The 14,013-nt window shown below is 53.9% G+C and carries 17 protein-coding genes; 6 read left to right on the forward strand and 11 right to left on the reverse strand.

All coding sequences use genetic code 11. From position 1 onward, the window contains the following. Nucleotides 1-15: 15 nt before the first annotated feature. Genes yggU through MUA00_RS12965 form a run of 3 tightly spaced genes read right to left on the reverse strand, consistent with a single transcriptional unit; the run spans nt 16 to nt 1,596 of the window. The gene (gene yggU / locus MUA00_RS12955) at nt 16-306 is read right to left on the reverse strand and encodes a DUF167 family protein YggU (RefSeq protein WP_271123455.1); all 291 of its coding nucleotides are present in this window, start codon (nt 304-306) and stop codon (nt 16-18) included. After that, nucleotides 303-869, reverse strand: a complete 567-nt coding sequence (locus MUA00_RS12960) for a YggT family protein (RefSeq protein WP_271123456.1) — start codon at nt 867-869, stop codon at nt 303-305. The genes yggU and MUA00_RS12960 overlap by 4 nt, the downstream gene beginning before the upstream one ends. 22 nt (nt 870-891) lie before the next feature. After that, nucleotides 892-1,596 carry a YggS family pyridoxal phosphate-dependent enzyme gene (locus MUA00_RS12965; protein WP_271123640.1) on the reverse strand — a complete coding sequence of 235 codons (705 nt, stop codon included), beginning with the start codon at nt 1,594-1,596 and terminating at the stop codon, nt 892-894. Nucleotides 1,597-1,611: 15 nt separating this feature from the next. Here MUA00_RS12965 and MUA00_RS12970 point away from each other — a divergent pair, with 15 nt between their 5' ends. After that, nucleotides 1,612-2,637, forward strand: a complete 1,026-nt coding sequence (locus MUA00_RS12970) for a type IV pilus twitching motility protein PilT (protein ID WP_271123457.1) — start codon at nt 1,612-1,614, stop codon at nt 2,635-2,637. Between the two features lie 94 nt (nt 2,638-2,731). Here the strand turns inward: MUA00_RS12970 and ruvX are convergent, their stop codons facing one another. The 8 genes from ruvX to metK form a co-directional block, all read right to left on the reverse strand. Beyond that, nucleotides 2,732-3,151, reverse strand: a complete 420-nt coding sequence (ruvX, locus tag MUA00_RS12975; protein ID WP_271123458.1) for a Holliday junction resolvase RuvX — start codon at nt 3,149-3,151, stop codon at nt 2,732-2,734. Next, the gene (locus MUA00_RS12980; protein ID WP_271123459.1) at nt 3,151-3,714 is read right to left on the reverse strand and encodes a YqgE/AlgH family protein; all 564 of its coding nucleotides are present in this window, start codon (nt 3,712-3,714) and stop codon (nt 3,151-3,153) included. The genes ruvX and MUA00_RS12980 overlap by 1 nt, the downstream gene beginning before the upstream one ends. 101 nt (nt 3,715-3,815) lie before the next feature. Beyond that, nucleotides 3,816-4,763: a glutathione synthase gene (gshB, locus tag MUA00_RS12985; RefSeq protein ID WP_271123460.1), complete on the reverse strand. Its 948-nt coding sequence runs from the start codon at nt 4,761-4,763 to the stop codon at nt 3,816-3,818. Between the two features lie 12 nt (nt 4,764-4,775). Then, nucleotides 4,776-5,507 (reverse strand): 16S rRNA (uracil(1498)-N(3))-methyltransferase, encoded by a 732-nt coding sequence (rsmE, locus tag MUA00_RS12990; RefSeq protein ID WP_271123461.1) that lies wholly within the window; start codon nt 5,505-5,507, stop codon nt 4,776-4,778. A 121-nt stretch (nt 5,508-5,628) separates the two neighbouring features. After that, nucleotides 5,629-6,336, reverse strand: a complete 708-nt coding sequence (endA, locus tag MUA00_RS12995; protein ID WP_271123462.1) for a deoxyribonuclease I — start codon at nt 6,334-6,336, stop codon at nt 5,629-5,631. A 91-nt stretch (nt 6,337-6,427) separates the two neighbouring features. Continuing rightward, entirely contained in the window at nt 6,428-6,943 is a 516-nt protein-coding gene (locus MUA00_RS13000) for a SprT family zinc-dependent metalloprotease (RefSeq protein WP_271123463.1), read from the reverse strand. A gap of 72 nt (nt 6,944-7,015) precedes the next feature. Then, nucleotides 7,016-8,413: a sugar porter family MFS transporter gene (locus MUA00_RS13005; RefSeq protein ID WP_271123464.1), complete on the reverse strand. Its 1,398-nt coding sequence runs from the start codon at nt 8,411-8,413 to the stop codon at nt 7,016-7,018. Nucleotides 8,414-8,816: 403 nt separating this feature from the next. Continuing rightward, nucleotides 8,817-9,971, reverse strand: coding sequence for a methionine adenosyltransferase (gene metK / locus MUA00_RS13010; protein ID WP_271123465.1), 1,155 nt, complete (start codon nt 9,969-9,971; stop codon nt 8,817-8,819). A gap of 365 nt (nt 9,972-10,336) precedes the next feature. Between metK and MUA00_RS13015 the strand changes: the two genes are divergently transcribed. The 5 genes from MUA00_RS13015 to speB all read left to right on the forward strand — a co-directional run bounded on the left by MUA00_RS13015 (nt 10,337) and on the right by speB (nt 13,995). Next, nucleotides 10,337-10,513: a hypothetical protein gene (locus tag MUA00_RS13015; RefSeq protein WP_271123466.1), complete on the forward strand. Its 177-nt coding sequence runs from the start codon at nt 10,337-10,339 to the stop codon at nt 10,511-10,513. A gap of 75 nt (nt 10,514-10,588) precedes the next feature. Continuing rightward, entirely contained in the window at nt 10,589-10,687 is a 99-nt protein-coding gene (locus MUA00_RS21410; RefSeq protein ID WP_456298738.1) for a hypothetical protein, read from the forward strand. Between the two features lie 92 nt (nt 10,688-10,779). Further along, complete coding sequence (gene yqgB, locus MUA00_RS13020) at nt 10,780-10,926, forward strand: acid stress response protein YqgB (RefSeq protein ID WP_271123641.1); 147 nt, start codon at nt 10,780-10,782, stop codon at nt 10,924-10,926. Beyond that, nucleotides 10,919-12,895, forward strand: a complete 1,977-nt coding sequence (speA, locus tag MUA00_RS13025; protein WP_271123467.1) for a biosynthetic arginine decarboxylase — start codon at nt 10,919-10,921, stop codon at nt 12,893-12,895. Before yqgB ends, speA begins: the two co-directional genes overlap by 8 nt. Before the next feature lie 179 nt (nt 12,896-13,074). After that, nucleotides 13,075-13,995 carry an agmatinase gene (gene speB, locus MUA00_RS13030; RefSeq protein ID WP_271123468.1) on the forward strand — a complete coding sequence of 307 codons (921 nt, stop codon included), beginning with the start codon at nt 13,075-13,077 and terminating at the stop codon, nt 13,993-13,995. The last annotated feature ends 18 nt before the right edge of the window (nt 13,996-14,013 follow it).

Below are 14,013 nucleotides of genomic sequence, written 5' to 3' on the forward strand. Positions count from 1 at the left end.
GTGAAATTTGGGTAATTATTCGAGCAATGCCGCGACTTCCGTCGGGATTTGTTGCGGGTCGATAATCTTAATTTGCTTATGGCGGCCCAGTTCGCCTTTTTCAACCAGCACCTGGCCTTTGGCGACGCGGAACTGTTTAGCCAGGTACTTTACCAGATGAGCGTTGGCTTTACCGTCTACCGGCGGGGCGGTGATGGCGACTTTAAGCTCGTCGCCATGCAGCCCGATAATGCAATCCCGGCTGGCTTTAGGCTGAATATACAGCCGCAAAACCAGCCCGTCGGAGGTTTGACTCACTGCACTCAAAGCGCCATCCACAGGCTCGGCAGCAGCATATTACCGGAAAGCGCCAGCAGCTCGGCCACGCCGATATTCAGGGCGTAAAGCGCCAGAATCACGATCATGCCGGAGAAATCGATGCCGCCCATCGCAGGCAGAATGCGACGCACCGGAGCCATAAACGGTTCGGTGAGCTGCATCAACACAAATTCAACCGGGCTGCGTCCCTGGCTTACCCAGCTCATCAGCGCCCGAATAATCATCACCCAGAAGAACAGCAGACCGGCGGTTTTCAGCAGCACCAACAGAGCGGCAATCCAGATAATTGGGGCGAAGGTGATAGCCTGGAAAAGCACCATCGCTTTTAGAAGACAAAGCACGTAGGCGATAAGCAACGAGGCGGTATCAATTGGTCCCATCGAAGGAATAAAGCGGCGCAGCGGACTGATTATCGGCTGCGTTGCTTTCACCACAAACTGGGAAAACGGATTATAAAAGTCAGTGCGCGCCCACTGCATCCAGATGCGCAGCAACAGCACCATGACATAAAGCTCAACGATGGTGGAAATCAGGAAGGTCAACATCTGCATGGCGTTCCTCAAACATTAGTGATTAGCGAGCGGAATAATCCCGCGCGCCGAAAATAGCGGTTCCAATGCGCACCATGGTGCTGCCTGCGGCAATCGCGGCGTCCATGTCATCGGTCATGCCCAGAGATAAAGTATCGACCGTCGAATAACGGTTTTTGAGCGCTTCGAATGCCGCGGCCATCTGGCTGCAAACAGCAAACTGACGCTCATAATCGGGTTCAGGGGCAGGAATCGCCATTAAACCCCTTAACACCAAACCCGGTAGCGCGGCGACTTCAGACGCAAGCTGGTCAAGCTCGCTAAGCGCGATTCCGGATTTGCTATGTTCATCGCTAATATTAATTTGAATCAAGACGTTAAGCGGCGACAGCCCCGCCGGGCGCTGCTCGCTCAGGCGAGTGGCAATGCGCAGCCTGTCAACCGTATGGCACCAGTCAAAATTTTCGGCGACCAGACGACTTTTGTTCGACTGCAAAGGGCCAATAAAGTGCCATTCAAGCGGCTGGGCGCCTTTTTCTGCGAAGTAGCGAATTTTATCCACGCCTTCCTGCACGTAGTTTTCGCCAAAAGCACGCTGCCCGGCGGCAACCGCTTCTTCGATGGCGCTCGCAGGTTTTGTTTTGCTGACTGCAAGCAAAGTAACTTCTTCGCAAGCCCGGCCGCAGCGTAACGCTGCCGCAGAGATTTTGTGGTGAACCTGTGCCAGATTGTGCGCTATCTCGTTCATACGTTGGAAAGTGATATGGATATCGAAGAAATTGTGGCCCTTAGTGTAAAGCATAACGCTTCCGATCTACACCTGTGCACGGGGCAATCTGCTCGCTGGCGCAGGCAAGGGAGGCTTGAGCCCTTGCCGGAAACCGCGCCCGAACCCGAAACTCTGCTTGCCGGCTGGCTTGCGAAGGGACAACAAGAAGAGCTGGAAGAGACGGGGCAGTTGGATTTTGCCGTGACGCTTGCAGATAATATTCGGCTGCGCGCCAACGCGTTCCGTCAGCTTCATGGCTATTCTCTCGCGTTACGTTTGCTTTCATCAAGCTGTCCGAAGTTCGAGGAATCTGGCGCTCCGCCGATAATTCCATCGCTACTACAAATGCCTGATGGCCTGATTCTTGTCACAGGCGCCACCGGCAGCGGCAAATCCACCACGCTTGCAGCGATGGTAGGCCATCTCAATCAGCATCTGGATGGGCATATTCTCACGCTGGAAGATCCGGTGGAGTTTGTGCATCGCTCCGGGCGGTGTCTGATTCAACAAAGGGAGCTGGGCGCGCATTGCCAGACATTCGCCGCCGGCCTAAAAGCCGCGCTGCGCGAAGACCCGGATGTGATCCTGCTGGGAGAGTTAAGAGACAGCGAAACCATAAGGCTTGCTTTAACCGCGGCGGAAACGGGGCATCTGGTACTGGCTACGTTGCATACACGCGGCGCGGCGCAGGCGGTGGAAAGATTGATAGACGTATTCCCGGCTGAAGAAAAAAGCCATATCCGCAGCCAGCTTGCAGGCAGCCTTAAAGCCGTGCTGGCACAAAAGTTATTGCCAACAACGAACGGAGGGCGGGTCGCCCTGTACGAACTGCTGGTAAATACCGCCGCGGTGGCGAATCTGATTCGCGAAGGCAAAACGCATCAGTTACCCGGCCTGTTACAGACAGGGCAACAGCATGGCATGCAAACTTTTGCGCAGAGTGAGGCTCAGCTTGTGCGAGAAGGAAAAATCGATAAGGATGCGGATGCTGCTAATGCGCCACGGGAGAAAGCATTATGAATTCCTCTGACCTGCTAAAGGAACTGAAGGCCGCAGCCGCGAAGCATAAGCTGCAGAACGCGGCTACCGGTACGCCACCTGGCAGCAAAACCAGTCAGGGATGATATTCAAACCAGCTTTCAAGGATCACTACCGCGGAAGCGGAATCGATGCTGCCTTTGTTAAGCGCCCGGAAGCCGCCATGTTCAAACAGGCCCGCACGCGCTTCAACGGTGCTGAGACGTTCATCCTGCAGGGAGACTTTCACGCCGAAGCGGCCGTGCAGACGGTTTGCAAATTTGCGGGCGCGGGCGGTCAACGGTTGTTCTGTGCCGTCCATATTCAGCGGCAGGCCAACAATCACTTCGTCTGGCTGCCACTCTTTCAGGATTTTTTCCACGGCGTTCCAGTCAGGCGTGCCGTCCTGAGCTTTCAGAGCGGTGAGCGGGCGGGCGGTGCCGGTGATGCGTTGGCCAATCGCCACGCCAATGCTTTTGGTCCCGAAATCAAAAGCTAAAAGTGTTCCACCGCTCATTACGCGTGCCCCGCTTCGCCTGGCATTGTATGGATATCAACGCCAATCAGCTTCGCCGCTTCGCGCCAGCGTTCGGCAATCGGGGTGTGGAATAAAATGGCGGCGTCGGCCGGGGCGGTAAGCCAGGCGTTTTCGAGGATCTCTTGCTCAAGCTGCCCTTTTTCCCATGAGGAATAACCTAATGCCACCATCACCTCTTTCGGCTGGTTTGGCGTGCCGAGGGTTTCCAGCACATCCCGGGAGGTGGTAATGACGGTATCGTCCGAGATGCGAATGCTCGACGCGAAAAGATCCGGTGGGCTGTGCAGGATAAAACCACGGTCTTCAGCCAGCGGGCCACCGATAAATACGGGCTTATCAAGGCGGATGGCGGGGTCGCGAGGATCGGGTTCTATCTTCAGCTTCTGCAGCACGCCTTCGACCTGAAGATTTTCGAGAGGTTTATTGATGATTATCCCCATTGCGCCATCTTCGTTGTATTCGCAGATATAAACTACGGCGCGCTTAAAGAGGGGGTCCTGGAGAGCTGGCATGGCAATAAGAAAGTGATGCTGTAAATTCATTGTCAGAGGTTCTGATCCCGGTTGAAAAAGCGACAGCGCCCAGTATGCGGGGAAAGCAGCTAGCTGTCACTACTGGCGGTTTCCCTACCGCCGCTTAAAGATTATTTCGCGAGTCGCTTCTCGATTGCGTCAAACAGCATACCGGTGATGGAAACCGGGAACTCGGCTTCGATTTCGCGGATGCAGGTGGGGCTGGTGACGTTAATCTCGGTCAGGCGGTCACCGATAATATCCAGGCCGACGAAAATAAGCCCTTTGGCTTTTAGCGTTGGGCCCACGCGACGCGCAATTTCCCAGTCGCTTTCAGTCAGCGGACGAGGTTCGCCACGACCGCCAGCCGCCAGATTACCGCGCGTTTCTCCGCCCTGCGGAATACGTGCCAGGCAATAAGGAACCGGCTCGCCGTCAACGACCAGAACGCGTTTGTCGCCATCGACGATAGCCGGCAGATAGTTTTGCGCCATGCAGTAGCGGTTACCGAGTTCGGTCAGGGTTTCTGCAATCACGCCGAGGTTAGGATCGCCTTCCTTCACACGGAAAATAGAAGTGCCGCCCATGCCATCCAGCGGTTTCATAATGATATCGCCATGCTTCTGCCAGAACGCTTTAAGCTGCGTTTTGTTGCGCGTCACCAGCGTTTCCGGGGTTAAATCCGCAAACCAGGCGGTGAATAGTTTTTCGTTACAATCGCGCAGGCTCTGGGGCTTATTGACGATTAGCGTGCCTTTCTCTTCGGCGCGCTCAAGGATATAGGTGGCGTAGATAAATTCGGTATCAAATGGCGGATCTTTACGCATCAGCACGACGTTAAGATCGGTCAGAGCAATATCCTGCTCGCTACCGAAGTCGTACCATTTGTCGTAATTTTGCTCGACGGAAACCAGACGAGTACGCGCGCGCGCTTCACCGTTAATCAGGTACAAATCCGCCATTTCCATGTAATGGATCTCGTAACCGCGGCGTTGCGCTTCGAGCAGCATGGCGAAGCTTGAGTCTTTCTTGATGTTAATGTTTGCGATGGGATCCATCACGATGCCGAGCTTGATCATTCTTCCTCTCCTTTAGCCCAGATCGCCAAAACGCACCTGAAGCGCGGTGATGGCGGTGAGCGCGGTAGTCTCAGTGCGCAGAACGCGTGGTCCTAACAAGATATCAGTAAACTGGTGGCGTGCGGTCATGGCAATTTCGTCCGCCGTTAAACCGCCTTCCGGGCCAATCAACAAACGCACGCGTTCGACTGGCTGCGGCAAGGTATTAATGCTGGCGCTGGCGCGAGGATGGAGATTGAGCTTCAGGCTTGCATCCTGCTCGGCGCACCACTCTTCAAGCTCCATCGCCGGGCGGATTTCCGGCACCAGGTTACGGCCACATTGCTCGCAAGCGCCAACGGCGATTTTGCGCCACTGCATGAGCTTTTTATTCAGACGTTCGGCATCAAGCTTTACGCCACAACGCTCGGAAAACAAAGGCGTAATGACGTTCACCCCAAGCTCCACGGCTTTTTGAATAGTGAACTCCATTTTTTCGCCGCGTGACATCACCTGGCCGAGATGCAAATGCAGCGGCGATTCGCGATCGTCGGCGTTTGCAGCAAGCACTTTGACCCGCACGCTTTTTTTATCGGCCTGCACGATTTCAGCGTCAAAAATCTGATTGCTGCCGTCAAAAAGCTGCAAAGCCTGGCCTGCTCCCATGCGCAATACGCGGCCTACATGGTTTGCGGCGTCTTCGCTGAGCGCCACATCCTCGCCGACGGTGAGAAGTTCAGGGTGATGAATGCGGGGTATACGCATGCGTAAAATATCCGATAGTTATGCTGTATGTCCGGACCAGGGTGGATAAGCTGGCGCTATCCATCCTACGAAAATCCTGTTCGGCATTCACAGCTAAATGAGCAATGGAAGCTAGTTTAGGTTAGCTGTTTTGCGCCTGGCAAGCCCGCAGCACATAAGGGTTATGATTGCCCTGCACTTTAGCGATGCGATCGTCGCGTTCGCATTCCCAGCGGCTTACCGGATACAGCCTGTTCCAGACTTCGAAAAGCTGCGTCTGCTGACGGGAAAGCCTCAGTTGATACCGATCGCGCATATAAAAGTAGGTGCGGGCAATAACGCCACGTGCGCGAGCTGGCGGCTCGGCCAGCTTATCTTTAAAATCGACTTTCATTTCGCACTGGCCGTACTGGCCTTCGCCGCCGTTCCACTGGCTATACATAAAGTTATTGCGGTCGGCATTTACTTCTCCTACCGCCGGCTGCAGGTTGTGCATGTCGCTTTCTATTTTGCGATAGAGGGGATCTTTGGCGCAGTTTTTCCTGCCGCCGTTCTGCCAGCACTGGCGCTGATGGCCGAACTGCCAGGCCGGAACAACGTGTTCCCACTCGATGCGTTTCGCGCGGTTTTCGTTTTTACGCACTTTATAGCCGCAAGATTTAAGGTCCGGAATACCTTTCTTGCCCTGCCAGTTGATTTTACATCCGCAGTAAAAGTCTCCCGGCGCATCGGCATTCACTTTGACGCCAGCGGTTTTGGCCTGAGAGAAACTGTTGATACCGGAGCTGAAAGCAGAAAAAGAGGAGAGGGCTGCAACAACTGCAACAGCCCAAAAATATTTGCGAGACATTTCCAGAATCCTTACTAAAACGTGCCCGCACCCTACCTGAGGATTTATCCAGTTTCAATCGGCAGGATCAGAAAATTCTTTGGTTAATTTTTTAATTACAGAAAGCTGTAAGTTCGGGTTTTAGCAGGTCGCCGCAGTGCACGCAGCGGTATTCAGATTCACCGCGCAGCACTTTATTGTGGCGGCGCACGGTAAGCTGATGCAGTTGGCAGCGACAGCGATAGGGGAAGGTGTTTTTGCGAACGGATTGCACTTCAAACTGATGTGTCCGGCGAGCGGGAACGCCGAGCACGGCTTCCATCATCCATTTCCACTCTTTACCGTGCGGCGCCACGCGGCCAAAGTGTTTCCAGACCAGAAGGTGAGCCAGCTCGTGCGGCACAACTTCATCGATAAACGCCTGCTGGTTTTCCATCAGCAGCACGGGATTCAGGCGGATTTCGTAGCTTTCCATCCAGGCGGTGCCCGCCGCGGTGCCGCGTTGCTGATATACCAGTTTCGGTTCCGGGTAGTTACGGCCTAAGTGCAGATTTGCCTGCTGTAATTTTTCACGCAGGCAACGCATAACGGCCTGCTGGACGGCGATAGGGAGTCGTGGGGATTTCATAACGGCAGAGAATAGAATGGGGCAAGGGCAGAGTGCAAGCCCCTCTCCTTGCGGAGAAGGGCAGTTTCAGGCTTAGTCGTGAGCGCCAATCTCACGTAAAGGTCGGCCTTTCATCAGGTTACGTTCAATATGTTCCAGGGACACGTGTTTGGTTTCTGGAACCAGCCACAGCGTTAGGGCGATAAAGAAGATGTTCAGACCGGCGTAAACCCAGAAGGTGTTCGCGTTGCCCAGCGTGTTGAGCATGGTCAGGAAGGTTGCGCCGACAATCATATTGGCGATCCAGTTAGTCGTCGTGGAGCAGGTGATACCAAAATCGCGGCCTTTCAGCGGCTGGATTTCAGAGCACAATACCCAAATCAACGGACCGGCGCTCATCGCAAAGCCTACGATAAACATCAGCAGCATAGCCACGGCGAAGTACTGCGCGCCCTGAGAATGGATGCCGACATGCAGCATAGTCCCCAGCACGCCCATACCCGTTGCCATCACCAGGAAGCCCAGCACCAGCGTTGGTTTGCGGCCCCAGCGATCCACCAGACCGATGGCGATAAAGGTCGCCAGCACGTTAATCAGGCCGACGATAACCGTCCCCCACATTTGCTGCGTGGTGTTGGTGAAGCCGGCGATTTCGAAGATTTTTGGCGCGTAGTACATGATGACGTTCATACCGGTGAACTGCTGCATTACCTGAAGCAGAACGCCGAGGAACACCGCGCGACGGAAGTTGCTGTTGTCTTTGAACAGCGACCAACCGCTTTGTTTCACCTGCAGGCTTTCACGGATCTCTTCAAGTTCACGCTTTGCTTCCGCGCTGGTATCGCGCAGACGCAACAGCACCCGTTCGGCATCGTGGAAACGGCGTTTAGCGGCAAACCAGCGCGGGCTGTCCGGCAGGAAGAACACGCCAATCAGCAGCAGCAGGGCCGGAATGGTGATGACGCCGAGCATCCAGCGCCAGGAGCCGGAGTAGCTAAAGGCGGTATCGGACAGATAGGCGCCGAGAATACCGATGGTAATCATCAGTTGATACATAGAAATCATGCTGCCGCGAATTTTTTCCGGCGCAATCTCAGACAGGTAAAGCGGGGCGGTATAAGACGCCACCCCGACCGCCAGGCCAAGCAGCACGCGAGAAATAATCAGAACTTCAACGTTTGGCGCAAAGGCGGAACACAGCGAACCGGCAACGAAAAGGATCGCCCCGATCATCAGGCTGTATTTACGCCCCAGGCGGAAGGAAAGCCAGCCGCTGCCGACGGCGCCGACTGCCGCTCCAAACATCATGGAGCTGACTACCCATTCTTGCGTGTGTGAGCTTATCTGGAAATCGTTAGCGATAAACGGCAGGGCGCCGGCGATAACGCCGATATCCAGACCAAACAGTAAACCTGCCAGCGCGGCAAGGAAGCAGACAAAAAACGTCATGCTCTTATTAGAGCGCCCGTGTTTTTTATTAGTGTCAGGCATATAGCCCTCCGGTTGAATTATCAGTTTTATCGTTGTTAAGGGTAGGTGAGTGCCGCGTAAATTAGTGTGATACCAATCACGTTAGTGTAATCGGTTACACAAGTGTCAAGAAGTGTATGCATTATTTATGTAGATAAAACATAGCATTAAGTGAGCTTTCGGCAAGGGATTTGCTGGATTTTCAGACTAAGCCGAAACGAGTTGTAACAAATGCAGCATTAGGGGGAATTAGAGGGATTAATCTGATTGAAAAGCTTGGCAAGCAGACTGTAATCGTTTTCATAGAATCTGTTTTGGCAGCCGGAAAGAAAGTATAGACGAGGCGTGTAAAAACGGGGATTGCAGCAGGTGAAAATACAAAAGGCCAGCAGAGCTGGCCTTTGAAGGTCTGAAGCGTGGCGGATTATTTCAGGCCGGCAGCTTCGCGCAGCAGAGCGGCTTTGTCGGTTTTTTCCCATGGGAAATGTTCACGACCAAAGTGACCGTAGGCTGCGGTTTCTTTGTAGATTGGGTGCAGCAGATCCAGCATCTGAATCAGGCCGTATGGACGCAGGTCGAAGAACTCGCGCACCAGCAGGGTCAGTTGCTCGGTTGAGATTTTCTCAGTGCCGAAGGTTTCAACCATGATGGAAGTAGGTTCAGCGACGCCGATGGCGTAAGAAACCTGAATCTCACAACGGTCTGCAAGGCCCGCAGCCACGATATTTTTCGCAACGTAACGCGCAGCGTATGCAGCAGAACGGTCCACTTTAGAAGGATCTTTACCGGAGAACGCGCCGCCGCCGTGACGCGCCATGCCGCCGTAGGTATCAACGATAATTTTACGACCGGTCAGACCGCAGTCGCCCATTGGGCCGCCGATAACAAAACGGCCGGTTGGGTTGATGTGGTATTTGGTGGAAGCGTTAAGCCATTCAGCAGGCAGAACCGGCTTGATAATCTCTTCCATCACCGCTTCTTGCAGCGTTTTCAGTTCAATATCTTCGGAATGCTGGGTAGACAGAACCACCGCATCAATGCCGACAATTTTGCCTTCGTCATACTGGAAGGTGATCTGGCTTTTCGCATCCGGACGCAGCCATGGCAGCGCGCCGTTCTTACGAACTTCTGCCTGGCGCTGGACCAGACGGTGTGCGTAAGTGATTGGCGCCGGCATCAGCACGTCGGTTTCGTTAGTGGCATAGCCAAACATCAGGCCCTGGTCGCCCGCGCCCTGTTCCAGCGGATCGGTACGGTCAACGCCCTGGTTAATGTCCGGAGACTGTTTGCCGATAGCGCTCAGCACCGCACAAGAATTGGCGTCAAAGCCCATATCAGAATGCACGTAGCCGATTTCACGAACCGTGTTACGGGTTATCTCTTCGATATCAACCCAGGCGCTGGTAGTGATTTCGCCGCCAACCAGAACCATGCCGGTTTTCACGTAGGTTTCACAAGCTACGCGAGCCTTTGGATCCTGTTCGAGGATCGCATCAAGCACCGCATCGGAGATTTGGTCAGCGATTTTGTCGGGATGCCCTTCTGATACAGACTCGGACGTAAAAAGGTGTTTAGCCATGTTTTCTTCACCCTAAAAATAATTCGTATAGTAAGACTGCTCTGATTGGCGCCCGCATCAGTGCGATATGCTGACATTGTGGGTATTCGCCGCAGGTTGAACGACAGGCAGTCTAACAGTTAATCAGTATAGACGGATTAACATCTGGACGGCCATTTTAGGTTAACCCTTAATCAGATTGCCAGCGATTTTTATCATTCATCAAATTTATGAATAAACCGCTGTGGCAATTTTTCCTGACGTCATTGGCAAAAGCTGCATTTATCCTTTGCTTTTTCCCCCTGTTGTCGGTATAAAGCGGCGCGCGCGGCTCATTCAACAAGCACACAGATTTTTGTGTTGCCCACTTCCAGCCGGGTTGAGCAATGATTGCTGACAAAGAAGGAAAAAGCGTGGTTTTTCCTTCTTTGTGGTTATCAGGCGAAAATCAATTAATTGATTTTCCTGTTAATTTTTTGAGTGACATCTTTCAGGGGCTTATTCACATGAAGTTTGTCACCGGTCTGAGCAATTATCCAGGCTTTGGCTTGTCGCATACCTAAACCGTATGCGTGGAGGTGATACGATTGAAAAACCGCTGTAATTCGCAGAATCTGGCGACCGTCCTGGTCGCGTATATGCCCCTCGCAACCTGCATCTCTTTGCTCCATTCCAGCCGATGTTATGCCCATTTTGGCGCATCGATGGACTCCCGGGCTGGTTACATACGTCCATAGTTCCTGAACAAGGGCGCTCTTGTCCTGGATAAGAGTTTCTCGTGGTTTCGCCGACCCGTCCGACGGAGTTCGGCTATGTGTTTTACAATGATATGAAAAAGAAACCGGCCGCACAGTTTTTCTGTCAGCGTCTTATGCTGCTATTACGCGCTGTTAATGGGTTGTTATTGCAGGATGCCCCTGCGATAGTAGTCAACTATTTTGCACATTCGTTTAAATTTGAGGTTCGCCATGTCTGACAAAATCTCTTCTGTTTCGGGTTCGTCAGTGGGCGAGCAGAATGTACACCGCTCCATGCAGGAGGTTGCCATGAGCTCCCAGGAAGCCAGCAAGATGCTGCGTACTTACAATATTGCCTGGTGGGGCAATAACTATTACGACGTCAACGAACTGGGCCATATTACCGTATGCCCCGATCCGGATGTGCCTGAGGCACGGGTCGATCTGGCGGAGTTGGTTAAAGCCCGTGAAGCACAGGGGCAGCGCTTGCCTGCACTGTTTTGTTTCCCGCAGATTCTTCAGCACCGCCTGCGCTCTATTAACGCAGCATTCAAACGCGCGCGTGAATCTTACGGCTATAACGGCAACTATTTCCTCGTCTATCCCATTAAGGTAAACCAGCACCGCCGCGTGATTGAATCACTGATCCATTCCGGTGAACCGCTTGGCCTGGAAGCGGGTTCGAAAGCCGAGCTGATGGCCGTTCTGGCGCATGCGGGCATGACACGTTCAGTGATCGTCTGTAACGGTTATAAAGACCGTGAATATATCCGCCTCGCGCTTATCGGCGAGAAGATGGGCCATAAGGTTTATCTGGTCATCGAGAAGATGTCAGAGATCCGCATCGTGCTGGAAGAAGCTGAGCGTTTGAACGTGGTGCCGCGCCTTGGCGTGCGTGCGCGTCTGGCATCGCAAGGCTCCGGTAAATGGCAGTCTTCCGGCGGCGAAAAATCCAAATTTGGTCTGGCGGCGACTCAGGTTCTGCAACTGGTTGAAATGTTGCGTGAAGCTGGTCGTATCGACAGCCTGCAATTGTTGCACTTCCACCTCGGTTCGCAAATGGCGAACATTCGCGATATCGCCACCGGCGTTCGTGAATCCGCACGCTTCTACGTTGAGCTGCACAAGATGGGCGTTAACATCGAATGCTTCGACGTGGGCGGCGGTCTGGGCGTGGACTACGAAGGGACACGTTCCCAGTCGGATTGTTCGGTTAACTATGGCCTGAACGAATACGCTAACAATATTATCTGGGCTATCGGCGATGCCTGCGAAGAGCATGGCTTGCCGCACCCGACGGTGATTACCGAGTCTGGCCGTGCGGTTACCGCACACCATACCGTGCTGGTGTCCAACATCATCGGCGTTGAGCGTAACGAATACACAACGCCAACGGCGCCTGCTGAAGACGCGCCGCGCGCGCTGCAAAGTATGTGGGAAACGTGGGGCGAGATGCATGAACCGAACAACCGGCGCTCGCTGCGTGAATGGCTGCACGACAGCCAGATCGACCTGCACGATATCCATACCGGCTACGCTTCGGGCAGCTATTCGCTGCAGGAACGCGCCTGGGCGGAGCAGCTTTATCTGAGCATGTGCCATGAAATTCAGCGCCTGCTGGACCCGAGCAACCGCGCGCACCGTCCCATTATCGACGAGTTGCAGGAACGTATGGCGGATAAAATCTACGTCAACTTCTCGCTGTTCCAGTCTATGCCGGATGCCTGGGGTATCGACCAGTTGTTCCCTGTGCTGCCGCTTGAGGGGCTGGACCAGGTTCCCGAGCGTCGCGCGGTGCTGCTGGACATTACCTGCGATTCCGATGGCGCAATCGACCATTATATTGACGGCGACGGTATTGCCACCACCATGCCGATGCCGGAATACGATGCGGACAACCCGCCGCTGCTGGGCTTCTTTATGGTTGGCGCATACCAGGAAATTCTGGGCAACATGCATAACCTGTTCGGCGATACCGAAGCGGTAGACGTATTCGTGTTCCCTGACGGCAGCGTGGAAGTTGAGCTGTCTGATGAAGGCGATACCGTCGCGGACATGCTGGAATACGTGCAGCTTGACCCGAATACTTTGCTGACCCACTTCCGCGATCAGGTGAAGCAGACGGATCTGGATGCCGCCCTGCAGCAGCAGTTCCTGGAAGAGTTCGAGGCGGGGCTGTACGGTTACACTTACCTGGAAGACGAGTAATTTCGAAGCCTGTTCTATACTGTGCGTATGAATTACGCACTATTGAACCCGGATGAAATTACGGCGATAATCCGCGACAACAGACAGTATCTGAACGAATCCAGTCCCTTCCTCGTCGGGTTTAACGACGCGGAAGGGACTTTTTTTTGACATAAATTCACTCACCGAGAGGTCATACAATGAGCACCCTAGGCCATCAGTACGATAATTCCCTGGTATCCAATGCTTTCGGTTTTTTACGTTTTCCGCTGAACTTCCAGCCGTACGATAGCGATGCCGATTGGGTGATCACCGGCGTTCCGTTTGATGCGGCTACCTCTGGTCGCGCGGGCGGCCGTCATGGCCCTGCGGCTATTCGTCAGGTTTCTACTAACCTTGCCTGGGAAGGCAGCCGCTTCCCGTGGAACTTCGACATGCGCGAGCGTCTGAATGTCGTAGACTGCGGCGATCTGGTTTATGCATTTGGCGACGCACGCGACATGAGCGAGCGTTTGCAGGCGCATGCCGAAAAACTGCTGGCCGCGGGCAAGCGAATGCTCTCTTTCGGCGGCGATCATTTTGTGACTCTGCCGCTGCTGCGCGCTCATGCTAAACACTTTGGCAAAATGGCGCTGGTGCATTTCGATGCGCACACCGACACCTATGCTAACGGCTGCGAGTTCGACCACGGCACCATGTTCTATACCGCGCCGCTTGAAGGTCTGATCGATCCAAACCATTCCGTGCAGATTGGTATTCGTACCGAGTTCGACAAAGACAATGGTTTTACCGTACTGGACGCGGGCCAGGTTAACGACCGCACCGTTGACGATATTCTGGCCCAGGTTAAGCAGATCGTCGGCGATATGCCGGTTTATCTGACCTTTGATATCGACTGTCTGGATCCCGCTTTTGCTCCGGGGACCGGCACGCCGGTTATCGGCGGCCTGACTTCAGACCGCGCCCTGAAGCTGGTACGCGGCCTCAAAGACCTGAACATTGTTGGGATGGACGTCGTGGAAGTGGCTCCGGCCTACGACCAGTCTGAAATCACCGCTCTTGCAGGCGCTACGCTGGCGCTGGAAATGCTCTATATCCAGGCGGCTAAGAAAGGCGAGTAAACGTTGGTGTCGGATGGC

Source organism: Dryocola boscaweniae (assembly GCF_025215095.1).
Lineage (GTDB): Bacteria > Pseudomonadota > Gammaproteobacteria > Enterobacterales > Enterobacteriaceae > Dryocola > Dryocola boscaweniae.